The sequence below is a fragment of the Actinoplanes sp. CA-252034 genome (assembly GCF_050956125.1).
In the GTDB taxonomy this organism is placed as follows: domain Bacteria; phylum Actinomycetota; class Actinomycetes; order Mycobacteriales; family Micromonosporaceae; genus Actinoplanes.
In genome coordinates this window covers 1,409,340-1,435,348 of the sequence record NZ_CP191846.1, presented here as the reverse complement: position 1 = coordinate 1,435,348, position 26,009 = coordinate 1,409,340, and the positions used below count along the sequence as shown (strand labels likewise).

General features: G+C 68.4%; 32 protein-coding genes. 28 read left to right on the top strand and 4 right to left on the bottom strand.

Annotated elements, in window-relative coordinates:
- The first annotated feature begins 27 nt into the window (after positions 1-27).
- From ACQPZW_RS06760 to ACQPZW_RS06715, 10 genes are all read left to right on the top strand, one after another.
- Positions 28-282 (top strand): hypothetical protein, encoded by a 255-nt coding sequence (locus ACQPZW_RS06760; RefSeq protein WP_433793963.1) that lies wholly within the window; start codon positions 28-30, stop codon positions 280-282.
- Positions 282-521: a hypothetical protein gene (locus ACQPZW_RS06755; RefSeq protein ID WP_433793962.1), complete on the top strand. Its 240-nt coding sequence runs from the start codon at positions 282-284 to the stop codon at positions 519-521. Before ACQPZW_RS06760 ends, ACQPZW_RS06755 begins: the two co-directional genes overlap by 1 nt.
- Complete coding sequence (locus ACQPZW_RS06750; protein ID WP_433793961.1) at positions 514-762, top strand: hypothetical protein; 249 nt, start codon at positions 514-516, stop codon at positions 760-762. The genes ACQPZW_RS06755 and ACQPZW_RS06750 overlap by 8 nt, the downstream gene beginning before the upstream one ends.
- On the top strand, positions 759-1,793 hold the full coding sequence (locus ACQPZW_RS06745; protein ID WP_433793960.1) for a Rad52/Rad22 family DNA repair protein: 1,035 nt from the start codon (positions 759-761) through the stop codon (positions 1,791-1,793). Before ACQPZW_RS06750 ends, ACQPZW_RS06745 begins: the two co-directional genes overlap by 4 nt.
- On the top strand, positions 1,790-3,562 hold the full coding sequence (locus tag ACQPZW_RS06740) for a UvrD-helicase domain-containing protein (RefSeq protein ID WP_433793959.1): 1,773 nt from the start codon (positions 1,790-1,792) through the stop codon (positions 3,560-3,562). The genes ACQPZW_RS06745 and ACQPZW_RS06740 overlap by 4 nt, the downstream gene beginning before the upstream one ends.
- Before the next feature lie 193 nt (positions 3,563-3,755).
- Positions 3,756-3,983 (top strand): hypothetical protein, encoded by a 228-nt coding sequence (locus ACQPZW_RS06735; RefSeq protein ID WP_433793958.1) that lies wholly within the window; start codon positions 3,756-3,758, stop codon positions 3,981-3,983.
- A gap of 1,118 nt (positions 3,984-5,101) precedes the next feature.
- Positions 5,102-5,293 carry a hypothetical protein gene (locus tag ACQPZW_RS06730; protein WP_433793957.1) on the top strand — a complete coding sequence of 64 codons (192 nt, stop codon included), beginning with the start codon at positions 5,102-5,104 and terminating at the stop codon, positions 5,291-5,293.
- Complete coding sequence (locus tag ACQPZW_RS06725) at positions 5,287-6,108, top strand: hypothetical protein (RefSeq protein WP_433793956.1); 822 nt, start codon at positions 5,287-5,289, stop codon at positions 6,106-6,108. Before ACQPZW_RS06730 ends, ACQPZW_RS06725 begins: the two co-directional genes overlap by 7 nt.
- Positions 6,109-6,187: 79 nt before the next feature.
- Positions 6,188-6,415, top strand: coding sequence for a helix-turn-helix domain-containing protein (locus ACQPZW_RS06720; protein WP_433793955.1), 228 nt, complete (start codon positions 6,188-6,190; stop codon positions 6,413-6,415).
- A complete protein-coding gene (locus ACQPZW_RS06715) occupies positions 6,412-6,996 on the top strand; it encodes a hypothetical protein (protein WP_433793954.1) in 585 nt (194 codons plus the stop codon). Before ACQPZW_RS06720 ends, ACQPZW_RS06715 begins: the two co-directional genes overlap by 4 nt.
- 228 nt (positions 6,997-7,224) lie before the next feature.
- Here ACQPZW_RS06715 and ACQPZW_RS06710 read toward each other — a convergent pair whose 3' ends face one another.
- A complete protein-coding gene (locus ACQPZW_RS06710) occupies positions 7,225-7,620 on the bottom strand; it encodes a DUF6232 family protein (RefSeq protein ID WP_433793953.1) in 396 nt (131 codons plus the stop codon).
- Between the two features lie 761 nt (positions 7,621-8,381).
- Here ACQPZW_RS06710 and ACQPZW_RS06705 point away from each other — a divergent pair.
- Positions 8,382-9,113: a DNA-methyltransferase gene (locus ACQPZW_RS06705; RefSeq protein WP_433797455.1), complete on the top strand. Its 732-nt coding sequence runs from the start codon at positions 8,382-8,384 to the stop codon at positions 9,111-9,113.
- 45 nt (positions 9,114-9,158) lie between these two features.
- Here ACQPZW_RS06705 and ACQPZW_RS06700 read toward each other — a convergent pair whose 3' ends face one another.
- Positions 9,159-9,395: a hypothetical protein gene (locus ACQPZW_RS06700; RefSeq protein WP_433793952.1), complete on the bottom strand. Its 237-nt coding sequence runs from the start codon at positions 9,393-9,395 to the stop codon at positions 9,159-9,161.
- A gap of 669 nt (positions 9,396-10,064) precedes the next feature.
- On the opposite strand from ACQPZW_RS06700, the gene ACQPZW_RS06695 reads away from it, so the two are divergent.
- The gene (locus ACQPZW_RS06695; RefSeq protein WP_433793951.1) at positions 10,065-10,586 is read left to right on the top strand and encodes a helix-turn-helix domain-containing protein; all 522 of its coding nucleotides are present in this window, start codon (positions 10,065-10,067) and stop codon (positions 10,584-10,586) included.
- A gap of 17 nt (positions 10,587-10,603) precedes the next feature.
- A complete protein-coding gene (locus tag ACQPZW_RS06690) occupies positions 10,604-11,848 on the top strand; it encodes a PBSX family phage terminase large subunit (protein ID WP_433797454.1) in 1,245 nt (414 codons plus the stop codon).
- On the opposite strand, the gene ACQPZW_RS06685 is transcribed toward ACQPZW_RS06690, so the two are convergent.
- Positions 11,845-12,480, bottom strand: coding sequence for a hypothetical protein (locus tag ACQPZW_RS06685; RefSeq protein ID WP_433793950.1), 636 nt, complete (start codon positions 12,478-12,480; stop codon positions 11,845-11,847). The genes ACQPZW_RS06690 and ACQPZW_RS06685 overlap by 4 nt on opposite strands.
- A gap of 61 nt (positions 12,481-12,541) precedes the next feature.
- On the opposite strand from ACQPZW_RS06685, the gene ACQPZW_RS06680 reads away from it, so the two are divergent.
- Genes ACQPZW_RS06680 through ACQPZW_RS06670 form a run of 3 tightly spaced genes read left to right on the top strand, consistent with a single transcriptional unit; the run spans position 12,542 to position 16,443 of the window.
- Complete coding sequence (locus ACQPZW_RS06680; protein WP_433793949.1) at positions 12,542-14,161, top strand: phage capsid protein; 1,620 nt, start codon at positions 12,542-12,544, stop codon at positions 14,159-14,161.
- Between the two features lie 3 nt (positions 14,162-14,164).
- Positions 14,165-16,183, top strand: a complete 2,019-nt coding sequence (locus ACQPZW_RS06675; RefSeq protein ID WP_433793948.1) for a phage minor capsid protein — start codon at positions 14,165-14,167, stop codon at positions 16,181-16,183.
- Positions 16,180-16,443 carry a hypothetical protein gene (locus tag ACQPZW_RS06670; protein WP_433793947.1) on the top strand — a complete coding sequence of 88 codons (264 nt, stop codon included), beginning with the start codon at positions 16,180-16,182 and terminating at the stop codon, positions 16,441-16,443. Before ACQPZW_RS06675 ends, ACQPZW_RS06670 begins: the two co-directional genes overlap by 4 nt.
- A 9-nt stretch (positions 16,444-16,452) precedes the next feature.
- On the opposite strand, the gene ACQPZW_RS06665 is transcribed toward ACQPZW_RS06670, so the two are convergent.
- Positions 16,453-16,794, bottom strand: a complete 342-nt coding sequence (locus tag ACQPZW_RS06665) for a hypothetical protein (RefSeq protein ID WP_433793946.1) — start codon at positions 16,792-16,794, stop codon at positions 16,453-16,455.
- 153 nt (positions 16,795-16,947) lie between these two features.
- Here ACQPZW_RS06665 and ACQPZW_RS06660 point away from each other — a divergent pair, with 153 nt between their 5' ends.
- From ACQPZW_RS06660 to ACQPZW_RS06605, 12 genes are all read left to right on the top strand, one after another.
- Positions 16,948-17,643: a hypothetical protein gene (locus ACQPZW_RS06660; protein ID WP_433793945.1), complete on the top strand. Its 696-nt coding sequence runs from the start codon at positions 16,948-16,950 to the stop codon at positions 17,641-17,643.
- Positions 17,644-17,661: 18 nt separating this feature from the next.
- Positions 17,662-18,669, top strand: a complete 1,008-nt coding sequence (locus ACQPZW_RS06655; protein ID WP_433793944.1) for a major capsid protein — start codon at positions 17,662-17,664, stop codon at positions 18,667-18,669.
- A complete protein-coding gene (locus tag ACQPZW_RS06650) occupies positions 18,669-19,238 on the top strand; it encodes a hypothetical protein (protein WP_433793943.1) in 570 nt (189 codons plus the stop codon). The genes ACQPZW_RS06655 and ACQPZW_RS06650 overlap by 1 nt, the downstream gene beginning before the upstream one ends.
- Before the next feature lie 55 nt (positions 19,239-19,293).
- Entirely contained in the window at positions 19,294-19,998 is a 705-nt protein-coding gene (locus ACQPZW_RS06645; RefSeq protein ID WP_433793942.1) for a hypothetical protein, read from the top strand.
- The gene (locus ACQPZW_RS06640) at positions 19,995-20,630 is read left to right on the top strand and encodes a hypothetical protein (RefSeq protein WP_433793941.1); all 636 of its coding nucleotides are present in this window, start codon (positions 19,995-19,997) and stop codon (positions 20,628-20,630) included. Before ACQPZW_RS06645 ends, ACQPZW_RS06640 begins: the two co-directional genes overlap by 4 nt.
- Positions 20,631-20,632: 2 nt before the next feature.
- Entirely contained in the window at positions 20,633-20,977 is a 345-nt protein-coding gene (locus tag ACQPZW_RS06635) for a hypothetical protein (RefSeq protein ID WP_433797452.1), read from the top strand.
- 3 nt (positions 20,978-20,980) lie between these two features.
- Positions 20,981-21,334, top strand: coding sequence for a hypothetical protein (locus tag ACQPZW_RS06630; protein ID WP_433793940.1), 354 nt, complete (start codon positions 20,981-20,983; stop codon positions 21,332-21,334).
- Positions 21,331-21,777, top strand: a complete 447-nt coding sequence (locus ACQPZW_RS06625) for a minor capsid protein (RefSeq protein WP_433793939.1) — start codon at positions 21,331-21,333, stop codon at positions 21,775-21,777. Before ACQPZW_RS06630 ends, ACQPZW_RS06625 begins: the two co-directional genes overlap by 4 nt.
- A gap of 10 nt (positions 21,778-21,787) precedes the next feature.
- Positions 21,788-22,543, top strand: coding sequence for a phage tail tube protein (locus ACQPZW_RS06620; protein ID WP_433793938.1), 756 nt, complete (start codon positions 21,788-21,790; stop codon positions 22,541-22,543).
- A gap of 1 nt (position 22,544) precedes the next feature.
- The gene (locus ACQPZW_RS06615) at positions 22,545-23,123 is read left to right on the top strand and encodes a DUF7426 family protein (protein ID WP_433793937.1); all 579 of its coding nucleotides are present in this window, start codon (positions 22,545-22,547) and stop codon (positions 23,121-23,123) included.
- A 161-nt stretch (positions 23,124-23,284) separates the two neighbouring features.
- Positions 23,285-25,210, top strand: a complete 1,926-nt coding sequence (locus ACQPZW_RS06610) for a phage tail tape measure protein (RefSeq protein WP_433793936.1) — start codon at positions 23,285-23,287, stop codon at positions 25,208-25,210.
- Entirely contained in the window at positions 25,207-26,004 is a 798-nt protein-coding gene (locus tag ACQPZW_RS06605; protein WP_433793935.1) for a hypothetical protein, read from the top strand. The genes ACQPZW_RS06610 and ACQPZW_RS06605 overlap by 4 nt, the downstream gene beginning before the upstream one ends.
- The last annotated feature ends 5 nt before the right edge of the window (positions 26,005-26,009 follow it).

Here is a 26,009-nt window from a genome sequence, read left to right as displayed (position 1 = left end):
GGACCGCCAGACGGAAGGAATCATCCCATGACCCGGTCCATACCGGCCGATCAGCTCATCGCCTACCTCGTGCTCGCCGCCATCCTCGGCATCACAGGCGCACTCGCAATCCATTACCGGACCCGCCTGCGTCGGTCTGAGGCTCGCAACACCCACCTCACCGCGCGGGTCACGGCTACCGAGAGCCTGCTGCGACTGAAGGATCCCGCCCGTATCTGGGAGGTCCCCGCGCTGCAGTCGCAGTTGGAGCTTCCTGCTCACCAGCGGACGGACGACGCGTGATGACCCTGACCAGTGTTTCTCAGGCCCTCATCGCCAGCGCACTGGTGGCCGTTCTGGTGGTCATCGTGGTCGGCGGGATCGTCGGCGTGGTGCAGCTACGGTCCGCGGATCCGCTGCCTCGCCCGGCGCAGCCGAAGAGCCCCGTCGACGCCGACACCCAGGTGCTGACCAAGCCGACGCCGACGCCCGACAGCAAGCCCTACCGGGGGCGGCACGCAGCCGGAGGCGACCGTGACTGACCTGCGGATTCCGATCAAGTCCTGCCGCGGCGCGCTCCTGAGCGACCAGTGCGATTGCCTGACCCCTGAAGCGGCCGCCGTTGAGATGGCCGCGCTGCTACGTGAGCGTCCCGTGATTGTCATGCGCACCGGCCCGGCCGCCGATGCCCAGCGGGCCAGGACCGACGCCGTACACCCGCTGTTGGCCGCCATGCGCGCCGCAGCCACAACCCGATTCGACTCGAAAGGACAGCCCCGATGAAGCCACAGCTGACCGCCGAGCAGTACGAGAAGCTTCTGGACCAGCTGCCTCAGTTCCGAGTCCAGAACCTCCGCGGCCAGTCCCACCTGGAAGCCTGGGACGTCCGCCGCACCCTGATCCGGATCTTCGGGTTCGGCGGGTTCGATGTCGAGACGATCAGCTGCGAGCAGGTCGCTCAGCTCGAGCATGCTCCCGGCACCATCCAGATCACCAAGTGGGTCGGCGGCAACAAGACCAGCGTGCCGAACGCGGATACCCGCTGGACCGTCGTGTACCGCGCCCAGGTACGCCTGATCATCAAGGCCGCCGACGGCACTGTTTTCGCCCGGTACGAGGACGGCGCGACGGGCGACAGCAGTAACCAGCCCAGCCTGGGCGACGCGCATGACATGGCTATGAAGACGGCCCTGTCTCAGGCGCTCAAGCGCTGCGCAGTCAACCTGGGCGACCAGTTCGGTCTGTCGCTCTACAACGGTGGCAAGACCAACGCGGTCGTCAACCGGACGTTGGTCGGCGGGCCAGGCACCGCTGGCGTGGCAGACCTGCCCCACGACGAGGCTCCGGTTCAGGGTGAGCCCGAACCGCAGCGCGACATCTCCGCCGAGCCGGAGCCAGAGGCCGAGTCCGCCGAGAATCGGCTGACCGGGCTGATCGCCGCCGCGACCGACAAGGACCAGCTCGGCGCAGCGTGGAAGGCGATTGTCGCCGCCATGAATGCCGGGGCGATCACCGTAGAGCAGCGAGACGCTCTCCAGGAGGCCTGGAAGCGGCGCAAGGGCGAGGTCATGCCGAAGAACCCGGGCAACGACGCGCACCGTCGCCGGATGATGGCTCTCTTCGGACAGGTCGAGGAGATGACGGACCGGGGCGCCCGGTTGCAGTTCGTGGCTGACGTGACCGGCCGTGACATTGCAACAACGAATCAGCTCACCGACGATGAGGTTCAGAAAGTCATCGGCCGGTTGGAACGCTGGATCCGGCAGAGCACCCCGCCGGCTGACGCCGAGCTCGCCGGGGCGGGCGCCCGATGAGCCTAAAGCCCACCGACGAGCAGGCCGCCGTCGTCGCCGCCTTCACCACCGGGGACGCCCTGGTGGTGGAGGCGGGTGCCGGGGCCGGGAAGACCTCCACCCTCAAGTTGTGCGCGGCGGCGACGCCGCGGCGGCGCGGCCTCTACGTGGCATACAACCGGGCGCTGCGGGATGAGGCGAAAGCCTCGTTCCCTTCCACCGTCCGCGCGTCCACCACACACGGGCTGGCGTACCTGCCCGTGGCCGTGCAGTTCGAGCGCGCCGGGCGGCCGATCAACGGACCGCGGCAGACCGGCCGCCAGGTCGCGGAGATCCTGCGGATCAACGAGCCCACCCGCATCACGGACGACCGGGCACCGCTCGCGCCCGCCCAGCTGGCGCGCCTCGCCATCCAGACCGTCGCCCGGTTCTGCATGAGCGGTTCCGAGGAGCTGGAACCGTGGCACGTGCCGACCCAGCCGGGCATGGAGGACAGGCCGGTACGGGCGGACCTGCGTCGCGCCGTCCTGCCGCACGCTCAGCGGGCGTGGGCGGACCTGTGCTCCACGGGCGGCCGACTTCGGCTGATTCACAACCACTACCTGAAGATGTACCAGCTGCGGCACCCGCGGCTGCGCGGTGATTTCGTCCTGGTCGACGAGGCTCAGGATCTGAACCCGTGTGTCGTGGCGCTGATGGCCGAGCAGACCCATATGCAGGTGGTGTACGTCGGTGACCGGTGCCAGGCCATCAACGGGTGGAACGGCGCGGTGGACGCCATGCGGGACGCTCCCGGCCGTCGGCTGTACCTGAGCCAGTCGTTCCGGTTCGGGCCGGCCATCGCGGACGAGGCCAACAAGTGGCTGGCCGTGCTGCGGGCCGAGCTCCGGCTGCGTGGCTTCGACGACATTCCGTCGCGGATCGAGCGCCTGGGCCGGGCCGACGCCATCCTGTGCCGCAGCAACGCGGAGGCCGTCAGCCAGGCGGCATTCGAGGCTGCTGGCGGCCGGCGTACCGCGATCGTGGGCGGGGGCGACGACATCCGCTCGCTGGCCGAGGCCGCCGTCGACCTCCAGGCCGGGCAGGGCACCGGACACCCGGAGCTGTGTGCGTTCCAGTCCTGGGCCGAAGTCGAGGGCTACGTCGCTCAGGACGCCGCCGGGTCGGACCTGAAGGTCGCCGTGTCGCTGATCAACAGCTACGGTCCCGAGGGCGTACTGGAGATCCTGGGCGGCCTGGTCGACGAGAAGTCGGCGGAGGTCGTGGTGTCGACAGCTCACAAGTCCAAGGGCCGTGAGTGGGGCACGGTGGTCATCGCGGATGACTTCCGGGAGCCACGTCCCAACGAGGACAGCCCGCAGCCGGTCGTGCCGCGTGAGGACGCGATGCTGGCTTACGTCGCGGTGACCCGGGCGCAGCGGGTGCTGGATCGGTCCGGTCTGGCCTGGGTGGACAACTGGCTGCCCAGCGCGCCGGCGCTGGCGCCGTCTTCGTGGCTGGCTGCCGCGGTACGCGAGCACCCCGAGGCGGTCCTCGACGACCAATCCGACCCGTATGGCCTGGACGGTGTCGGCGCCGACTACCGGATCGATCCGGCCGAGGGGATCGCCGCCGTCGCCGCGGTGACACCGACGTGGGCACCAGCCGCAGTGCCGCCACCAGCCCCGCGCCGGTCCTGCCCGGACTGTCGGCACACGACCATGGCGCATCACCGTGGATCGGGTCGGCCGCCGAAGTGTTCGGTGTGCGGCTGCACTCGGGTGTCTTTACTGGTCGGAGCGGCCGCATGAGCAGCATGAACCGGCTCCGCCGCCGAACAGTCCGCTGGCACCGCTATGCCGTCAAGACCGTCTGGAATCCGCGTCACACGCCGCCGGCCTGGTCGCCGCGGTCAATCATGTCCGGCCACCAGCGTGCCTGGGACCGGCAGGAGTGGGAACGCGGCCGCCGCCAGGACGTGATCTCACGTCGGTGGTGGCCGAAGTGACCGCCACGGCCTCGCGTATCCCGCGGGTGGAGATCGGCCCGAGGTCGACGCGCAGCGCCACAGCGCACGCCTATGCGGCCAACCCAGCGGTGCCCGGTACGTGCGCCCGATGCCACCTGATCAAGGGGCACCGCCTGCACAACCCAGCAGAGGTGGCCAAGGCCGACGAGGCCCTGTCCACCGCGGCGGCCGAAGAGCGGCGCCGCCTCGGCGAAGTCGACTGATGACCCGCTGTCCGGCCCCTTCCTCCCCGGGGCCGGACAGCACCACCCAGGAACACGGGGTTATGCATGTACCAGCTCGTCGCGGGGGTCCTGGACCACGCACCGGCCGGCCTCACTGCGGCCGAGGTGCTGGTTCTGGTGGCCATCGCGGAAAACACCCGGGCGCTTGGTGAGGTGCGGGAGATCAGCACGGACACGCTCTGCCGTCGTGCCCGGGTCGACGCCCGCGGTCTGCGGCACGTGATCACCCGACTGGCTAAGAACGGCATCACGGTGCGGGTGCCGATCGGCACAGATCGGCTGGGGAAGCCGCTGTACGCCACTCCTGGGCGCGTCCCTCGGTGGTGCCTCCCAGCACTGCCGGCACCGCCGGGATGCCGGTGCGAGACGTGCACGGCCCCCTCGCAGAAGCCCACGGAGCCAGCCGCTCAAGGCGGACCCTCACGTCCTCCTACCGGCAAAGCCCCAGCTCAGGAAGGCGGACCCTCACGTCCCCCTAGGGAGCAAGGAGGACACACACGTCCTCCTGCCGGACCTGCACGTCCCCCTGCCGGACGCCCAAGTCCCCCTGCCGGACACGAGAGTCCCCCTTATCCGTCCCATGACGTTGCCGTCCTCGATCAACCCCAGCGCCCGACCCTCACCTACATCACCGGGGTCACCGGAGCGACTGATGAGGAAGCCCGACAACTCATCAAGACCCTGACCAAACGGCACCGTCCGCGCAGCATCGGCGCCTACGTCCGGGGCATCCCCGCCGACGACCTCCGCGAACTCCTTGCCGAACACCGCGACGCCAACACCCCGGCGCCGGCCTCCCTGACACCCCAGTGCGGCGCTTGCGGCCCCAACCGCCTGATCGAACTCCCGACCGGCCAAGTCACCCGCTGCCCGAGTTGCCATCCCCGCGCCCACTCCCGCCGGACCGCCTAGGAGTCCCGGATGCCCGACCTTCCCGCACCGCAGCACTCCGCAACCCTCAACGCCATGCTCGGCCTCGCCCCGCCAGCACCCACAACACCAGCAGCCCACGCCGTACCCCGGCTGGAAATCGAACAACGCCGCCACGAACTACGCCGACGAGCCGCGTCCCGCTCCCGGGCCCGCCGGGAAGCCGCATGATCCGCCACCGCACCCCCGCCGAAAAACGGGCTGACGCCGCCGCAGAGGCCGCCATCGCCCGCGCCTGGGCCCACACCCAGCCACCCACACCACACGACAAAGACACCCGCCTCGGCGAGCTCCACCCGTACGTCACCCCAGCCCGCGCCCGACAGATCCGCCTGCACATCGAGGAGACCACGTGCTGACCCCTCAGCCCACCACCCCAGCCACCCGCCGCCCACACCTCGCCGCCGCCACCAACCTCCTCGCCCTCGAAGCCTCCGAAGCCCGCGCAGGCGCCTACCGCCTCGGCTACGACCACCTCGCCATCGTCGTCGGCAACTACCTCGCCACCCTCGACGCCTGGTACACCGGCAAAGGCACCCTCGCCGCCCACGAACAGGCCCTCGACGAAGTCCGCCACACCCTCACCCGCGACATCGACAGCTACCTGCATACGCCGGACCACTGCCGATGCACCTGGCTCGGAGTCGGCACCCCCAAACACCCCCGCAACAGCCTCTGCCTCACCCCCGAACAGGACCACAACAACCGAATCCGCTTCGCCGCCGCGTCCTCGGTTCCTCCCGTCGCGCGCGGGGAGGCGCCCCAGACCATCGCGGACGCTCGTACCGCCCGCGCCGTGCTCGGCCCTCTCCGCCAGGTCGCCCCGGACGACGTCGCGGGACTTCCGGCCGATGGCCAGTGGGGGCCGTACGAAGTCGAGGACGAGGCCCAACTCGAGCCGCTCCCGGTTGCGGTGTACGAGCTCTACGACGCCGCTCTGGTCCGCCCCGGTGATCCCGAAGGTGTTGCCAGCAACGTGGTCCTGGCTCACCTGGTCGCCACCTGCGAGGCCGTTCGGATTCGGCGCGGCGCGTTCGACGACCGGGTCCTGGAGTGGCTGGCCCGCGGAGAGCCCGTCACGGCGCAAGCCCTGATCGGGATGATCCGGCGCGCGTTCGCGGCGGGCGCGGCGGCCGCCACCATCGAGCAGCTCGCCCGCGAGCCCATTTCCTGACTTCGGAGCCTGGTCGAGCCGGTTGCCGGTTGGCTCGGCCAGGCCCCTCCCGCATCACCCCACCGTCCAGGAGAACCACATGATCCAGCTGGCCCTCGCCAACCCCGAAAACATCGGCCCGGCGCTCACCGACCTCCGCACCCTCCACAAACTCACCAAACGCCAGGTCGCCGCGGCTGCCGACATGGGAGAACCCCAGTACGGCCAATACGAACTCGGCCGCAAGATCCCCACGGTTCCCATCCTTCTGCGCATCCTCGCCGTGTACGGCAGCTCCTTCGCGATCCTGCCTGGGGAGGAAGCGTGACCCACCTGCGCCGCCCCGCCCAGCTCCGCGCCAGCGCCGCACTCCACACCCTGGAGGCGGCGCTCGACGCCCTAGCAGACCGTGTTGTCGACGAAGACCGGGCCATCCGCGCCGAACAGGCCGCCCGCGCCGAGCCGCTCAAGTCGCCGACGTTCGGCCGCCGGCACGCCCTCGGCGGCCACGGCGACCCCACCGGCGACGCCGTTGGCACCCTCGGCACCCCCCGACCTAACCGGTACGAAAAGCTGGAACGCGAGGTCCACCGCCAACTGCGCGACGTCGCCGAGTACCTGCCCGGCCTGGACAGCCCGTTCGTCCGGATCCAAAACGCTGTGCCGCACATGAGCGACCGTATGGCCGACGCCACCCGGCTCCTCGCCGACCGCGTTGATGGCCGCATCCGCCGACAGCTCCAAATTGGTCACGACCACCAGTTCGTTCCCCGCGTGCCCTGCCCCGCCTGCGACGTTGTCGCGCTGGCGATCCGCACTGCACCGCCGCTGGCTGACCGGATCGTGGAGTGTGTGACTTGTGGCATGGCCTGGCCCCGGGCTGCGGTGTTGCGAGGGGCGCCATCGTGATTGAGGTGGCTGGCGAGTGGTGGGGCACCGCGAGGGAGATTGCCGAGCAACTCGGTTGCGGCACGACAGCAGCGGCCGTACGACGGTGGGCAGAGCGAGAGAGTCTAACGTCGGTTCGCGTGATTGATACGGACGGACATCTACAAGTTCGGTATCCACTTACCGAAGCAGCGCGAATAGATCATGCGAAGCGATCGAGTGGGCGAGGCCGCCCACGAGAAAGCTGAGTCAGCCCATACCGAATGTGGGATGTGAATCGCTCGAATCTCGCTGATTTTCTAAAGCTCTAATCAGCGCCCGTTTAATCCTATGGAACTCCTTCTGGTCCGAGCTGGAAAACAGCAATACACGGTTTCCGTTCTGGTAGGCCACTAAATCATACGTTCGCGGCTTTGTAGCCACCGGCAGGATTACCCATGTGATGCCCATGCCCCCCGCAAACACAAGGAGTCCAAGTGTGTACAGGGCCGGGTCTGGCAGCGAAATCCACATCATTACGGCAATAACCAATGTCGCAATGCCGTAACCCGCGACACCCCGCCACCGCACCTGCACTGATCGCATGCCGATTTGGACGCCTCTTAGGCCGGCTAGGTGGTAGGTACGCTGGGGCGGCCCGGACACGCGGAATAGGCTATTTGTCACGGTCACCGACGGTCCACTGTAATAAATTTGCGGCCCTCTGTGATTAACCTGGCTCACGATTGCTGACCCTCCCGACGCCCAGTAGGGCCCGAGTCTCCCGAGGAGGCGGCCTGACGAGACTCATCATCTTGCGTTGCCGCCTCTGAGAGCACCGGCGGCGTTGCCTCGGCCGCCAAGGTGGGCTCTTGAACGGTTGAGCCCGGTTGGGCGACAACCTGTTCAGACGCCTTTTTGATGATCATTGGCGAACCCGCGCCGATAATAAGCAAACCCCAAGGCCCTAATACTTCACCACTCGTCCCTAGCGCAACCGCGACTACCGATCCGACTATAGGGCGAGTGATTGCACAATAGAAATAGACCCAAAATGGCATCTCGCCGGGCACGTTCCAGGGAAACTTCTTATGCGTCCTAGCCGAAGCGGCAAGATCAAGGATCTCGATAATCAAGCCGCCGATTAACCCCCAAGCGGCACACTCAGGGACACCCATACGCCCACGCTAGCGCCGATGGCGGCCGGCATGAAGCCCTGACTCTCTGCCAACCTCGCTTGACGCCGGATCGATCATTGTTCACACTGACTGCGGCAGGATTCTGCCTACAGCCCGGAGGCCACAGGTCCCGGGCTGTTGTGCATGCACAAGCCGGCCCGCCCGGGTGTCGGCTGTATTGGGGGAGCCGGCGCCCGGACGCACCCCCAACACGCCCATAACCCCCAGGTGAGCCACGAAGGCAAGCTCATGACCACCTGGCACATTCACCATGGCGACGCGCTCGCCGTTCTACCCACACTCGACCCGGCGTCCGTCGACCTGGTCCTGACCGACCCGCCGTACAACTCCGGCGGTCGCACCCAGTCCGATCGCACCAAGGACACGGCCCGCGGCAAGTACGTCTCCGGCGACGCCCAGCACCAGCTGCAGAACTTCGTCGGCGACAACCGCGACCAGCGCGCCTACACCGCCTGGCTGTCGCTGGTCCTGGCACATTGCCTCGCCGCGGCCCAGCCCGGCGCGAGCCTGCTTGTCTTCACCGACTGGCGCCAGACGCCGGCCACCTCCGACGCCCTGCAGGCCGGCGGATGGCTCTGGCGCGGCATCATTCCCTGGCACAAGCCGATCAGCCGGCCCCGCATAGGCGGTTTCAAGGCTGAGTGCGAGTACGTGCTCTGGGGCAGCAAGGGCCCGATCGATGCCACCCGCAACCCGGTGTACCTGCCGGGCCTCTACTCGGCCAGTCAGCCGCGCGGCAACACCCGGGTGCACATCACCCAGAAGCCCGTCGACCTGCTGGCCGAACTCCAGCGAGTGTGTGTGCCCGGCGGGGTCGTACTCGACCCGTTCACCGGCTCGGGCTCCACCGGCGTCGCCGCACTCCAGTCCGGCCGGCGCTTCGTCGGCATCGAGGCCAGCGAGCACTACGCCAGCGTGGCGCGCGAACGCCTGCACGGCGTCATGGTCCATCCGAGGTGATGAGGGCTGGGGTGGGCCGACCGGGAAGCCGGCCCGCCCCACGCCTCAGCGCCGCCCGACGTAGATGGCGCAAACCGTGAGCGCGCCGATCATGATCAGCCCGAAGACCGCCACGGCTGTGATCGCCAGAGCGGTGGGAATGGCACCGAACGCTGAGGCCGCGAGGATGGAAGCGATACCGCCAGCAGACGTCACGGCTGTCTTGAGCGCTGTCTTGATCACGCCCGGCCGGTGGTCATTATTTTCCTCGCCCTGACGTGTACGAGTGGCTACGGTGGTCACATTGCTCCTCTACTGGTGATGAACCCGTCGCATGGTTGTTTCTGGTAGTGAGCAGCTCGACGGCCCGCCTGCCAGCGGGCCGTCACTGCTTGATGGATCCCCGGGACGACCGACTGCTTCGCAATCGGCGCCCTAAGGCGCCTAGGTGCCTCGGGCTGTCCACGAACCCTGGCCATACCGACCTCCCCGAAATCGTGTTGACAGGGAACGTTAACCAGCATGAATCCAGTTGCGCCTCCTGCTTTCCGGCCGGTACGGGAGGCATGACTGACTGGTACATCGGCCAGTAGGCCGTCAGGCCGATGGATTCGATGTGGACAGAAGACGCGCTCCTCACTATTCGGAACAAAACAGGACTACGTCTGACGCATCGGGTCACACGAAGGTGGGAAGGCCGCGGCAATGACCAGGGGACCTTCCCGTAGGGGCCCCTGGTGACCGTGTGGAGAACCGTAGTCGTCATCCCGCATAGCCTTCCGTCCACCACTCAGCATTCCGACATCGGTCACAATGCGGCACGGGCATCCTGTATGGCGCTGAACATGTCGTGTCCGGACGGACGCTCTTGATGCAGCCTTGCCCAGAAGTCCGTCCAGTTGGATAACACCCAGTTATGTCTTTTTCGATCTCCAAGACGGACGAAGGGTGCAAACTCCCGGCGAGGTGACCATGACGCAGCACGGCCACCCACCCATCACCGCCGAGGAACGGCAACGCGTCGCCAAGCTCCACGCCGAAGGCCGGTCCCGCAACGCGATTGCCACCGAGCTGGGCCGGTCCGGACGCACGATCTCGAAGATCTGCTCCGAACACGACCCGCCCTTGACGTTCGAGCGCACCCGGACGGCGGCCGCCACTGCGGCGAAGAAGGTCGACGGCGCCGCCCGCCGCGCCCAGTTCCAGCTCGACGCCCTCGACGCCGCAGGCAGGCTTATGGGCCAGATGTTCGCCCCGTCGAAGGTCTTCAACTTCGGCGGCAAGGAGAACGACTACAACGAGGTCACCCACGACGAGCCGCCGTTCCGCGACAAACGCGACATCGCCTCCGCCATCCAGGCGCTCGCGAACACTGCACTCAAACTCGCCGAGTACGACAAGGCCACCGGCAACGAAGACGAGAAGTCCATGCTCGGTGACCTGTTCGACCAGCTCCGCCAGGCACGCGACGCGGATCGCGAGGACCACCGGTGAGGCGGCTGCCCACCGCGATGTCCGAGAAGCAGATCGACTACGTCTTGGACTCCGACGCCTTCGTGAACCTCGCCGAGGGCGCCGTCCGGTCCGGCAAGACGATCTCCGGCCTGCTTCGCTGGGCCAAGTACATCGCCAAGGACGCCCCGAAGACCGGCGACCTGGTGGTCTGCGCGAAGACCTACGACACCGCGAAGCGGAACATCTTCAACCCGCTGCAGGACACCTCGGTCTTCGGGCGGCTGGCCAAGGCCACCTCGTACACCCGGGGCGCGCCGACCGCGATGATCCTCGGCCAACAGGTCGAGGTCATCACGTTCAACGACGAACGCTCCGAGGCCCGGCTGCGAGGCATGACCTCTCGCGGCGCGTACGTCGACGAGTGGTCTCTCATGCCGCGCACCTTCCACGAGCAGCTGCTCGGCCGGCACAGCGTCGACGGGTCGCAGATCTTCGGCAACACGAACCCGGACAACCCGCGGCACTGGCTGAAGACCGAGGGCATCGACCAGGCGAAGCCCGGCGGCCGGCTCGCCGGCGACTGGAAGGTCTGGAAGTTCGTTCTCGACGACAACCCAGGCCTCTCCGAACGCGTGAAGGAGCGCTACCGGCGCCAGTACACCGGCCTCTACTACCGCCGGAACATCCTCGGCGAGTGGTGCGTGGCCGAGGGCACGGTCTACGACATGTGGGACCCGGCCAGGCACGTGGTCAAGACCCTGCCCGGCATCATCCGGTGGATCTCGCTTGGCGTGGACTACGGCACCACCAACCCGTTTGCCGGCCTGCTGCTGGGCATCGGCGTCGACGGGAAGATGTACCTGGCCAGGGAGTGGCGCTGGGACTCGAAGAAGCAGCAGCGCAGCCTCACCGACGCCGAGTACAGCTCGCGACTCCGCGGCTGGCTCGACCAGCTCGGTGTACGCCCCGACTGGTTCTGCGTCGACCCCTCCGCCGCCAGCTTCTCGACGCAGCTGTTCCGCGACGGCATCACCCCAGCACCCGCCGACAACGCCGTCCTCGATGGCATCCGGCTCATCGCCTCGCTGCTCTCCGAGGGCCTGCTCTTCGTGCACGAGTCCTGTGTCGGGTGGATCGAGGAGATCACCGGCTACGTCTGGGACGAGAAAGCCGCGCTCCTGGGCGAGGACAAGCCGGTCAAGGTTGGCGACCACAGCCTGGACGCTGGCCGGTACGCCATCAAAACCCCCGAGGTGCTCTGGCGACCGCTTGTGGGTGGTAGTTCCACTCACCTTGCCTAAAGCTCTTGCCTAAAGATGAGGTATCCCAGGTGGGCGCTATGAAGGCGAGCATGACGTGTAGGGACGCCGTCTTCGATTTTCCACTGCACTCCGCTCATGTCAACGAAGCTGATGGTGGGTTTGAAAACCGATTGGGCAGCCATAACGTTTCCCTCCTCTGTAGGCCATGGGATCTCATGACGTGAGAGGTCGACGAAGATGCTTTCCACGAAACCGCTTGGCATCACGGAGAACTTCTGGCAGAAAACAGATTTCGTGCCGATTTCCGCGACGCGCTTAGCCGTCGGCTCATTCCCTGAAGCGTCGAATTCTAGGTTCACAAAGACGTGACTCACAGGCGAGTCGCCATAATTGCCGATCATCGCACTAAAGCCACTCACCATCCCGTTATGACTCTCCACTCTGGCATCGTGAAGCAGGATCGTTCGAGCCTGACGCGATTCACTCTCACGGCGATCTTCCTCAAGGCGCGCAATTTCTTCACGCCTGGTCCGGCGCTCGCGTGATAACGCCCAAGCCTGCCATACCAAGGCACCGACAGTTCCAAGCGCGGCGACCACTGTCGCCCAGGCCTCAATCCAATCGGCATCTGTTGCGCCGTCAGCCGCCATAAGGATCTCTACTGCTACCACGCTTTGACTGTAGAGACGGCTCACAACCCAGACTTGTAGGTTCCCTTGAGGAAGGTGTGCTGTGCCGATTCCCACCGGCGGCGCCTGGCCGCCTCCACAGCTCGCCACCGCCTACACGGCATACCGAGACTGGGACGCCTGGTACACCGGCGATCCGGACGGCCTCCGTGCCGTCTACTCCGGCCGCGGTCCGTCCGGCAAAGGCACGTCGCCGCAGCAGCGTGTTCGGGCTGGTCAGTATGCCGGAGGCATCACGGGCCTGGTCTCCCGCTGGTTATGGGGCGCGCCGCCGCCCGCGAGTGCACGGGACGGCCGTATTCACGTTCCGCTGCCGGCCGACCTGGCGGCCACCGCCGCGAACCTCATCTTCTCCGAACCGCCGAAGCTGACCGCCGGCAACGCTCAGGTGCAGCAGCGCCTCGACGAGCTGGTCGACGACGGCCTCAACACGATGCTCCTGCATGCCGCCGAGGCGAACAGTGTGCTCGGTGACATCTACCTGCGGCCCGTCATCGATGAGGACGTCCTGCCTGGACGCGCGTTCCTTGCTGCGGTGCACGCCGACGGCGCTCTTCCGGTGATCCGCTGGGGCCGCCTCGTCGAGGTGACGTTCTGGTCGACTCTGCTCGTTGACGGCGATACTCACGTCCGGCTCCTCGAACACCATGAGGTCATCGGCGGCGCCGGCCGGATCGTGTACGCCGTGTACGAGGGCACCAGCACCACCCTCGGCCGCCCGGTCCCGCTGACCGACTACGCAGCGGCCTCGCACCTCGCCGACCTGATCGACGAGGCATCCGCCCAGCCGACCGGCCTGTCCCGTCTCGACGTCGTGCGGATCCCGAACGCCGGCCCACAGCGCACCTGGCGCACCCTCGGCCCCCTCAAGTACCTGGGCCGCAGCGACTACGACGGCAACGAGCAGTGGTTCGACGCCCTCGACGACGTGTGGACCAGCTGGCTGCGCGATATCCGCCTCGCCCGCGGCCGGATCGTCGTCCCGGCGTACATGCTCCAGTCCAACGGGCCCGGCAAGGGCGCCACCTTCGACGCCGAGCAGGAAGTCTTCACCCAGCTGGAAATGATGCCCGGCCAGCAAGGCACCAGCATCACCGTGTCGCAGTTCGACATCCGCTGGGAAGCGCACAAAGCCTCCGCCGAGGCCGTGCAGCAGGTCGCCATGCGCCACGCGGGACTCTCCTCGCAGACCCTGGGCGAGGAAGGCGGCGACGTCGCGATGACCGCCACCGAAGCCCAGGCCCGGGAGCGACTCAGCTTCACGACCCGCGGCGCGCGGATCACCGGCTCCTGGGAGCCCGGTGTTGCTGACGCGATCGAGCTGCTGCTCGAAGTCGAAGCCGTGAACTTCCGCGGTCCGGCCCCGGAGCGCCCGCACGTCGAGTTCGGCGATAGCGTCTCCGAGTCCCCGGAGACGCTGGCCCGCACTACCCAGTTGCTCTTCGCCGCTCAGGCCGTGTCCATCGACACCCGAGTCCGCAGGGTCAACCCCGATTGGGACGACGACCAGGTGCGCGTGGAGGTCGAAAAGATCAAGGCCGAGCTCGGCGGCGGCACGGACCCTGAGGTCGTGCTCGGCGGGGTAGCCGGCAACCAGCCGCCCGGCAACCAGGCCGACCCGGGAGACATCGATCAGGAGGCCGAGGAGCAGCCAGAGGAGTAGCCGGTGGCGGTCGATCCGGAACGTCTCGCCGAGATCGTGCGCGCCACCGTCGACCTCTACCGCGAGGGCGAGGACGGCCTGCTGCGCCTGGTCACCCGTTATCTCGCGCAGGGCATCGACACCCCGGCATGGGCACTTGAGCGGCTTGCCGCCCTGCGCCAGCTCCGGAGTGCCGCCGAGGCCGTCCTCGACCGGATCAGCGACGAGCTCGCTGGCACCGTGCTTCAAGCGGTCGCCGATGCCTACGCCGCCGGCGACACCTCCTTGCTCGGCGACCTCCCGCGCGAGGTTGCGATCAAGGCCGGCGCCCGCGCCACTGCCGCGGTGCCCCGGTCCGCGGCCATGGAAGCCCTCGCCCAGGCGCTCGTGCAGGACATCGGGGCACGCCACTCCAACGTGCTGCGGCACGTGGTCGATGCCTACCAGCAGGTGGTGGCCGCGGCCACCGCGAGCAGCGTGGGCGGCGGCCTGACCCGTCGGCAGGCCGCGCAGCTCGCCTACGCGCGCCTGGTCGAGCAGGGCGTCTCGTCGTTCACGGATCGCCGCGGCCGCCGCTGGCGTATGTCGACCTACGTCGAGATGGCCCTGCGCACCGTCACCCAGCGGGCCGCCGTTCAAGGTCAGACCGACCGGCAGGCCCGGCTCGGGCTGCCGTATGTGATGGTGAGCAACGAATCGCAGGAATGCGAACGGTGCCGCCCGTATGAGGGCCGGATCCTTCGCGTTGATGCTGGAGCGACCGGCTCGATCGAGGTTCCGCACCAGATCTCCGGCCAGCCGGTCCAGATCGAGGTGAAGGCCACCCTCGAGCAGGCCCGGGCCGCCGGCTTCCAGCATCCGAACTGCCGCCACTCGGTGCGGGCTTACCTGCCCGGCGTGACCCGGCTGCCGGAGAAGCCCACCGCCGACCCGGCTGGCGACGAGGCCCGGCAGCGGCAGCGCGCGATCGAACGCGCGATCCGACGCTGGAAGGAGCGCGAGCTCGCCGCGCTCACCCCGCAGGATGCTGCGCAGGCACACGTGAAGGTGGCGTTGTGGCAGGGCCAGATGCGCGCCCACCTGACAGCGCATCCGACGCTCAAACGCCTGCCGTACCGCGAGCAGATCGGCGCCGGGAGCCTTCCTCGCGTGCCTCGGCCCGCGGCCCCACCGCCGCCTGCCCCGCCGACCGTCCCACCCCCGCCTCCGGCTCCGGCCCCTGCCCCACCGGCTCTGCCTCAGCGGCGCCCGGTCCGGCAGACGCCCGATCGGATCGAGGACCTTCCCGGCTTGCTCAACCTGGACCTCGACGCCCAGCTCAACCGGGACATGGCCCGCGACGTCTTCGCCGACATCATCGGCGGCGAGTACGCCAGCCTGGTGGTGAAGGTCCAGAGCGTCTCCACGCAGGGCGGCATCACACGCCGCGGCCTGCACATCACCGGCAAAATCTTCGCTAGCGATGATCCGAACGCGGCGGAGGCCGGCGTCTTCGCCCGCGGTTTCTACCGCGACCGCGACGGTGACCTGGTCGCCATCCACGCCCTGCTCCACCTGGACAATGCCTACCGAGGCAAGGGCTTCGCCGGCGCCTTCAACGGCCACCTCGAGAAGTGGTACCGGCAGCAAGGCATCGTCCGCATCGAGGTCCACGCCAACATCGACGTCGGCGGCTACACCTGGGCGACCCAGGGCTTCCAGTTCGAGGACGAGGTCTCCGCGCTGGACATCCTCGACCGGCTGCGATTCGTGATCAGCGTGTTCACCGACCGGGTCCAGGCCATGCGGGACGAGGCCCGAACCGCAGTCGCCGACCGGGCCCGCACGCTACGCGAGCAGGCGAACAAATTCGAGGCTCAGATGGCCGAGGCCGAAGATATCCTTGAACGTGCCGACCAGGCCCGGTTCGGCGACGACGACTACCCGACGTCGTGGGAGATCAGCCAGTGCGGCCGCTCCCACGACATCGCAGTGAAAGATCGGCCCTGGATCGGCAAGGCCGCGATGCTCGGTAGCGACTGGCATGGGGTGAAGTGGCTGTGACCGGTCCGGAGCGGCACCTCTACCAGCCCGATCTGGATCGGCAGCCACCCAAACGGCCATCCGCCGACCGAGTGCGCCGGCTGCGGGAGTTGGCCCAGTGGCACGACGAATGGGTCGCGAAGTGGGCCGACCGCGCCGGCTTTCGTCCCGAGGGGCGTAAGCCGGACAGCGACTACAACCTGCACCACGTCGACCTGGACGCCCCGGCTGAGGCACAGGAGGAGTTCTACCGCCGCGCCCGCGAGATCATGGGCGAGTAGCCGGCCGGGTCACTGCTTGCAGAGACTGTTCTTTGTCGCCTTGACGATCGCCTTCGCAGTCGCATCGTCGACCTCGAAGCGTGCCGCGGCGTTCTTCACGACCTGCGCATCCGCCTTACCTTGCTCGATGTCTAGGCAGATGTTCCAGCCGTATTTGAGTGCATCGTCATCCGCGGCGATCTTCTCGTCGATCTTGGCAAGCGCCCCTCGATACGCCTTCACTGCCTCCTCAGGGAACCGCAGGCCAGGCTCCAGGAAAGCTGACCCCTTCGCCCCCGCGGGCGTCGGTGCCGCCGTCGCCCGCGTCTCCGGCGCGCTGTTGGCGCAACCCGCCAGCGCGCCGATCGCCACTACCGCACCCACCACCCAGACCCGACCTGCTCGCATCGCTGCCCCTAGCTCCCTTGTGGAGTGATCCCGCGAGCACGGTACGGCGTCCCGGCAAGGCCGGGACCGACTTCCCGTCCGCGGCCAAGGGCCGCATGACATCCAGGAGCAACACGTATGTACCGCACCGCGCGCCGTACCGCCCTGTCGGGCATCACCGTTCCGCGCGTCCCGCGTGGCGGCTGGCATCGCGACGACCCCACCGACAACGGCGAGGGCCGCGGCCCCGGGCACGACAACGGCGGAGGCGACACCGGCAAGGCCGGCGACAACGACTCCACCGGGAAGACACCGAAGATCGAGGGCGAGTTCGACAAGGAACGCTACGAGCGGGCCCTAGCCGCCGCACGCGAAACCGAGCGCAAGGCCAAGGACGCGAAGAAGGCCTCCGACGACCGGCTCGCCGCGGTTCTCCAGGCCGCCGGGCTCACCCCGGACGGCAAGGAAGATCCAGCAGAACAGCTCAAGGCGGCCGCCGCCGACCGCGACAAGGCCGCCGAGAAGCTGCGCGACAAAAGCCTGCGTCTATCCGTGCGGGAAAACGCCGACAAGGCCGGCGTCGATCCCGCTGCGGTCATCGACTCGACCAGCTTCCGTCAGGCAGTCGCCGAACTCGACGTGGACGCGGCCGACTACGACGACCTGGTCGTCGCCGCCATGAAGAAGGCGCTCAAGGCCAACCCGCGGCTGGCAGCCGACTCCTCTCCGCCCAAGGGTGCGGGCAAGCAGGGAGCCGACCACAGCGGCCAGGGCGGTCAGAAGAGCAAGCCGAAGAACCTCACCGAAGCCATAGCCGCCCGACTCGGCGGCTGACACCCGAAGTAGGCACCCATGCCCGTGACCCTGGCTCAGGCCAAGCTCAACGCCACCGACGACATCGACGTTCAGGTCATCGACGAGTTCCAGAAGTCCAGTTACCTTCTGGACAAGCTGACCTTCGACGACGTGGTCAACCAGGCCGGCAACGGCGCTACCTTGACCTACGGCTACACCCGGCTCACCAGCCAGGCGACCGCCGCGTACCGCGCGATCAACGCTGAGTACGTGCCTTCCGAGGTGGCCAAGGTCCGCGCGAGCGTCGACCTCAAGCCGCTCGGTGGCAGCTTCCAGATCGACCGTGTCCTCAACGGCGTCGCCGCGGCCGCCGAGACGGCGCTGCAGATGTCGCAGAAGATCAAGGCCGCCCGTGCCTTCTTCGCCGATCAGGTCATCAACGCGGATTCGGCAGTCGATGCCAACGGTTTCGACGGGCTGTCCAAGATGCTGACCGGCACCACGACTGAATACCTGCCGCTCGCCAACGGCGTTGCCGCCGGCTACCTCGACCTCACCACCGTCGATAGCAAGCAGAAGGCGCTGCAGTTCATGCTGCACGTCAACGCCTGGCTCGGAAAGCTCGACGGAGCTCCGGACGCGCTGTTCATGAACTCCCTGACCAAGGCGTATTTCCTGTTCGTCGCGGCATGGGCCGACATGATCGACAAGAGCACCGACGCCCTCGGCCGACCGATCGAGAAGTACCGCGGTATCGAGCTCGTCGACCTGGGCACCAAGGCCGGCTCGAACACGGACGTCATCGGCACCGTCACCCGCGATGCCGACGGCGCGGGTGGCGGCGGCAACATCGCCGGGCTCAGCGACATCTACGCCGCCCGCTTCGCTCTCGACGGCTTCCACGGCGTCTCCATGGCGGGCCGCCCACTGGTCCAGCAGTGGATGCCGGACTTCAGCACCAGCGGCGCGGTCAAGACCGGTGAGGTCGAGATGGGCCCGGTCGCGGTCGTGCTCAAGCGTTCCAAGGCCGCCGGCGTGATGCGGAACCTGAAGGTCGCCGCCTGATGGCCGTCATCGTCGCCCCGAACAGGGAATACAACGGCCAGATCGGCGATGTCGTCTTCAAGAACGGCCGCGCCGAGACCGACAACACCGCGGTGATTGGGTACTGCCGCGGCGCCGGGTACGAGGTCAACGGCCGGGTGGACAACCCGGCCGCCCGGCCGCGGATCGACGTCGACAGCAGTCGCACTCACCAGCCGCTCGGCACCCCGCTGCGTGATGCCGCGGTCAGCCCCCGCCTCGGCGACTTCCTGCCGCCGATTGGCGCGGGTAAGGCGGATCCGCACGGCCCCACCGTGGTGTCTCCGGAGATCCACGCCAGCCCTGGCCCCACGCCGCTCGTGCCCGGCCTCGTGCCCGCTGATCCGGCAGCGCAGCAGGACCGCGAGATCGCCGCCGCCAAGCTCACGCTCGTCGACCAGCTGGCCGACACCGAGCAGTCCGAGCAACCCGCGGGCAACGCCTCCCAGGAGGCCTGGGCGGACTGGGTGCTTGCCACCCACCCGGACCAGAACCCGGACACGATCCGGGCGATGAAGCGCGACGAGCTGCGCGACCAGTACAGCGGCTGAGCGCCCTGTCGCGGCCGGTGGCGGCCGGCCCAGACGAAACACTGCTGGAGGAACGGTGGCCATCGGCTACGTCAGCCCGATTCCACCCGGCGGTGGTGGCGGGCCGCACACTCACACGCCCGGCCAGGCGGGCGCCGATCCGGCAGGCACCGCGGCCGTCGCGGCGGCCGCGCACGCCTCCGCCGGTGACCCTCATCCGCAATACGCGACCACTGCGGCCCTCGGGACCGAGGCTGGCGCCCGGGCGGCGTCGGACGCTGCTCTCGACGATCGGCTCACCGCGCTCGAGGAAGCCCCGGCTGGAGGCGGCAACCCACTCATTCGTGCCCACGGATACGTCCGCAGCGGTGACGTGGTCCCGCAGGCGACCGCCTCATGGGCGCCGCTCGTCGGCGGGCCCACCTTCACCATCGCGGCCACCGTGGGCGATGAGATCGAGTTCCGGTGGTCGGGCCTTCTGCAGAACGGCTCCGGCCTGTTCTACGACGTCGCCGTCGTGGTGAACGGCCTGCCGGTTCGGTACGCGTCCTCGGGCGAGGCGGTGCCGGCCGCGGAAGGCGACCCCGGCCTGTATCCCGACAGCGGCTTCCGGGCCGTGCCTGGTCTCGGCTTCACCTTCACCGCGCAGGCCGGCGATCTCGACGACGGCGGGATCCGGATCGGCTTCGCCGTCAAGAACCCGAACGGCGTCGGGCGAGTTTTCGCCGGCGTCTTCTACCCGCTGCGGTGGGCGCTGACGAACTACGGAGCAGCAGCATGACCGTGACCGGCATCGCAGGTAGCCCGATCGACTTGACCACCTCCTGGTACGCGTACCCAGGCGGGCCCGCCGTTGACCCGGCCCACACCACGATTCGGATCACTCGTGCCGGCACCGGCGCCGAGGTGCTCCCGCCCACCATTGTGCAGGAGCCCAGCGCGGGGATCACCTTCTACCGGTGGATCCCACCGGGCCGGGTCGGCGCGACCTATCTGGCGACCTGGACCGCCTTGATCGACGGCGTTCCCGCGGTGGCGACGGAGACGGTAGAGGTCCGTTCGGCCCAACCTGCTGGCGCCCATGCCTCGGTTGACGATCTTCCCGCCCCGGTGCCGGCCGATGCTGTCGACCGGCTTGTCCGGGCCTCTCGTGACGTCGATGCTGCCCTGCTGAGCGCGTTCTATGACCCGACCGCGCCAGACACGCTGGAAGTGTTGCGGCAGGCCACGGTGGCGCAGGTCCTTGGCGAGCTGGCGGACGCCCGATCGCGTGGCGGTTTCACCATCGGCAAGATCAGCGTCCAGGCGGGCCCCGACCGTGACCGTCCTGCCCGGGTCGGCCCGTTGTGGCAACAGGCCTGGACGATCCTGCAACTGGCTGGGCTGACCGGCCACGGGCCGCAGACGAGGTGACCGTGAATTGGGCCGAGTTCATCGCCGCCTACGTGCCGGCTCCGTGGACGATCACCGTGGAGGCGTGGCAGGGCGCCGGCGCGTACGGCGACGTGTACGCCTCCCCCGCCGCCGTTGGCCCATGCGTCATCGACGAATCCACTCGCCGCATCGCGGTGCAAACCCAAGACGCGGCCGGTCGTGAGGACGTCTCTTCGAGCACGGTCTTCGCGCCGCCGGGAACCACGGCCCCGGCGGGCTCCCGCGTCACCCTGCCGTCCGGCCGCATCACCCGGGTCCTCGCCGTCGCTCACCTCGACGCTCACGGTCTTCCGCTACCCGAACACGTCGAACTGTCTCTGGAGTGACCCGTGGCCGATGACGCCTTCACACTTTCCTGGAACGCAGATGCGGTCATGGCGGCACTGCGCGGCGCCAGCGCCGACGGTCTCGAGTTCGCGGCGGAACACCTGCTCCAGGTCTCTACCCAGCTCGCCCCGCATGAAGAGGGCGACCTGGCGCGCTCCGGCGAGGTCAGCAGCGACGCGGACGGCCAGACCTTCGCGGTCTCCTTCGACCGGCCCTACGCGGTACGTCAGCACGAAGACCTGACGCTGCGACACGACGACGGCAAGCAGGCGAAGTACCTGGAAGAGCCGATGAGCTCGGAGCACGACACCATGCTGCGGCTGATCGCTTCCCGGTCGCAGGGACTGCTCGGATGAGCACCGGTGACGGGTGGACGTCGCGGCTGCTGGCCGGCTGTGCCGAGCACCTGCAGGCGGCCGCCATCGGTGTCTGGCGGACCTCCGGCGGATACACCGCGGCGGAGACCGCGATCGTGGTCCGCGGCATCCCGACCAGCCCGGACCGGTTGATCACCCTCGCCACCTACCCGGTGGCCTCTCCCCCGGGTCTGGCCGGCGTGACCGAAGGTCTGCAGATCCGCATCCGCGGCACCACCGATCCACGAGTGGCCAGCGACATCGGCGACGCGATCTTCGACCTGCTCGACAGCGCTGAAGGCCTGCGCTGGGGCGGCATCGCCGTCGTGCAGGTCTATCGCCAGTCATACGCCTCCCTGGGCACCGACACGGCCGGCCGATGGGAGATCTCGCACAACTACTACGTCGAGGCCATGCGCCCGACGGCACATCGCACGGACTGAGGAGCGCCGCATGGCCACCACCCCCACCACCCGCGTCACCGCCCTCGCCCGGCGCGAGCGCATCGACATCGACACCGGCGCCTACCCCGCGAGCCTCTATCAGCAGCTGATGGGCAAGCAGGAGGTCAAGCTCATCGAAGAGCTGCGCACCGAGGACGGCGAGACATACGAAGACGAGGGCGCCGCCCGCGAAGACGTGACCGGCTACAACTGGCGTCTCGAGATCAAGATCTTCTTCTCGAAGAACGCTGCCGGAACCGCCGTCGACCCGGTCCACCGGTTCCTGCGCGAGAAGTTCGAGGCGGCCAAGACCTCGACCGCCGCAGGCGAGTGCGGAGTCCGCTGGTACGACAAAGACGGCCTGGACGACGGCAACTCCAAAGAGGGCCGCGCCCTGGTGAAGTTCACCCCGGACGGCGGCGGCCCCGGCGAACAGGACATCGTCTCCCTGACTCTGCAGGGACAGGGCAAGCTGGCCTCGATCGTCAACCCGAACGCCGACATGACCCCCGTGGTTACCGGCCTCAACCCGGCGCTCAGCGGGACCGTCGCAGGTGGTCTCGTGTCGATCTACGGCACCCACTTCACCGGCGCCACCGCCGTGAGCTTCGGCGGCACCGCGGCCACGAACTTCACGGTCGTCAACGACGCGCACATCGTCGCCACGAAGCCGGCGCTCACCGTTGGATCCAAGGACGTGACCGTGACGACGCCGGCCGGCACCTCCGACACCACCGGCACGCCGAACGACTTCGTGGTGTCCTGACATGGCCAAACTCTCGGGCCTCAGCCGGTACTTCAACCCCGGCCTGGAGCTGGGCGGTGTTCCCGGCCGGGACGGCGCAGAACGCGAGTACGTGGTGCCGCTGGCCTCCGCCGAGCTCGGCCTCTGGTGCCAGCAACTGGCGGAAGTAGCCGGCCGCATCCACGCTGCCAGCACGCCGCACGAGATCCAGGACGTCGTCGACCGCATCGAACACGACCTGCCGAAACTCGACGGCCACCAGACGCTGGCACAACGCGTCCTCGGCACCGCCTACGACCAGATGATGACCGACGGCGTCACCCACGCCCACATCCAATACTGCGGGCACACCGCGTACGCGTGGATCGTCGGCGGCGAAGAGGCCGCCGCGCGGTTCTGGACCTCCGGCGGCCAATCGGGGGAAGCCGCACGCCCGGCGAACCGAGCGGAACGTCGGGCAGCTGGGCGGACGAATACGGCCGCGGCGAACGCGACGAACACACCGGCCTCTACGAGTGGTACGAGATCCCGGACCAGGTCGTCCAGGAGCGGCAGGGCGAAGGGTGGACGTGGGCGCAGGTCCTCGCCCACTGGGACCTGATCGCCGCTGACCTGCACTCCGAATACGGCATCGACGTCGACGACCGCGCCCTCATGCGGGCCCGGTCCTGGCCGTGGCTCATGACCCGCATCGAAGGCCTGCTCACCGCCAAAACCCGGCTCGTCCGGGCGCTGAACCCAACCGAATAGCAGGAGGCGACCATGGCCCTGAAACTCGGTGAGCTGGTCGCCTACCTCAAGGCAGACGACACCGCCCTCGACCGAGGGCTCAAGACCGCCCACGAGAAGCTGCGCCAGGCCGGCGAACAGGCCCGCCAGTACGCGCCGATGGTGGGCGGTGCCCTCGCCGCGGGGATCGGCGCCGGCCTGGTGGAGGCGCTCAACGTCGACGCTGCGAAAACCAAGCTGGCGGCCCAGCTCGGCGGCGACGCCCAGTACGCGGCCGACATGGGACGAATCGCCGGCAACGTCTACGGCGCTGGCTTCGGCCAATCCCTGGAGGCGGTCAATGAGACCCTGCGTGGTGTCCTGGGATCCGGCTTGATCGCTGAGGATGCGATCGACGCGGACATCGAGGCCATCACCGTCAAAGCGCAGGCCCTCGCCGACGTGTTCGGTCAGGACGTGACCCAGACCATCCGGGCGGCCGGCCAGCTGGTCCGTACCGGTCTGGCCGCTAACGCCGCCGAGGCCTTCGACATCATCACTCGCGGCTTCCAGCAGACCGGTGACATGGCCGGTGACCTGCTGGAGACCTACTCCGAGTACGGCACCCAGTTCCGCAAGCTCGGCCTCGACGGCGCCACCGCAACCGGCCTGCTCTCCCAAGGGCTCAAGGCCGGCGCCCGCGATCTCGACATCGTGGCCGACGCGTTCAAGGAGTTCTCGATCAGGGCGGTGGACGGCAGCAAGACGACCTCCGAGGGCTTCAAGATGCTGGGCCTCGACGCGGGCGCCATGGCCGAGCAGATCGGCAGGGGCGGCGACAGCGCCAAGGCCGGCCTCGACACGGTCCTGGATCGCCTCCGCGGCATCAAGGATCCCGTCCTGCAGTCCCAGGCCGCGGTGGCACTGTTCGGCACCCAGGCCGAAGACCTGGGCCAGGCCCTCTTCGCCCTCGACCCGTCCAAGGCGACAGCCGCACTGGGCGACGTTGCCGGCGCCGCCGACCAGCTCGGCAAGACCGTCGAAGAGTCGGCCTCCCACAAGCTCGAGGCCCTCAAACGCCAGGTGCAGGGCGCCCTGGTCGAGAAGCTCGGCCAGGCCGTACCGCACATCATGGCCACCTTCGGCTGGCTCAAGGACAACAGCGGCTGGGTCACCCCTCTCGCCATCGGCCTCGGCATCCTCGCCACCGCCATCGGCACCGTCGTGGTGGCCACGAAGATCTGGACCGCGGTGCACACCGCCTTCGGTGTCGTCATGACGATGACGCCCGTCGGACTGCTGATCATCGGCATCGGGCTGATCGTCGCCGGCATCCTCCTCCTCGCCACCAAGACGAAGTTCTTCCAGACGATCTGGAACGCGTCCTGGGGAGGCATCAAGTCGGCTGCCAGCGCGGTGGGCTCCTGGTTCAAGGACATCCTCTGGGCGAAGTGGATCCAGCCCGCGTGGACCGGCATCACCTCGGCCGGCGCCAAGACGCTCGACTGGTTCAACCTTCTTCCCGGGCGGCTGAAGTCGGCCCTGAGCAAGGTTGCCGGCTACATCTCGGCGCCGTTCCGCAGCGCGTTCAACGCCATCGCGTCGTTCTGGAACAACTCCGTCGGCAACATCAACTTCAGCGTCCCCGGATGGGTCCCCGGGATCGGCGGCAACAGCTTCTCGCTGCCCACGATCCCGATGCTGGCCAAGGGCGGCATCGTCCCGGCCACCCGCGGTGGCCGGCTCGTCGGCGTGGCCGAGGGCGGGGAAGCCGAAGCCGTCGCGCCCCTGTCCAAGCTCGCCGCCATGATCCGCGAAGCCGTCCGCGGCGAGGCCTCCGCCGGCGAGTCATCGATTCCGGAGGTCCACGTGTATGTCGGCGACCGGGAACTGACCGAGATCGTGGACGTGCGGATCCAGCACCGCGACCGGCAGGTCAAGCGGCGGGCCGGCGCCTGGGCAACGGCGGCCGCACGATGAGCGCCGCCCTCACCTACGACGGCGCCCTGGCCCGGGTACGGCTCTCCGCCCCCGTCCCCGCCGCGGCGGCCTACGCAACCGTGGACCGGACCACCAACGGCGTTCAGTGGACCGTTGTCCGGGGCGCCGGCCGCCTCACGCCGGCCGGTGCGACGGTGACCGTCGACGACTACGAGTTCCCGCCGGGGCAGGCCACTACCTACCGGGTACGCGCCTACAACAGCGGCGGAGTGCTGTTGGCGACCGACACCGCGGCGATCACCGCGGCGATCGACCGGGTCTGGTTCAAGAACGTCACCCGACCGTTCCTGAACAGGCCGGTGACGGTCGTCAACCGCCCGGAGATCGGCCGCAAGTCCCGGGCCGGCGTGTTCCCCGTGCTCGGGCGCAGCCTGCCGATCGTCGTGTCGGAGCTCCGCGGCCCCAGCCAGTGGACGCTGCAGCTCCGAACCTCCTCGGCAGCGGAGTCCCGGCTGGTCGAGCTGCTGCTGGCCTCGGGGGACGTGCTGTATCTGCAGGTACCGCCCGCCTACGACGACGTCCCTGGCGGGTACGTGCACGTGGGCGACGTGGTCTGGCGCCGCCTCTCGCCGTTGCCGCAGGACCGGCGGTACGTGTGGACGCTGCCGATGACCGCGGTTGCGGCACCCGGCCCGGACGTCGTCGGCGCCACCGTCACCTGGGAAACCCTGCTCGCGTCCTTCGGCTCCTGGGCAGCGATCGGCGCGGCCTTCGGATCATGGGCCGAGGTGCTGGAGTACGTCTCCGATCCGGAGGTGGTGATCGTGCCGTGAGGCCC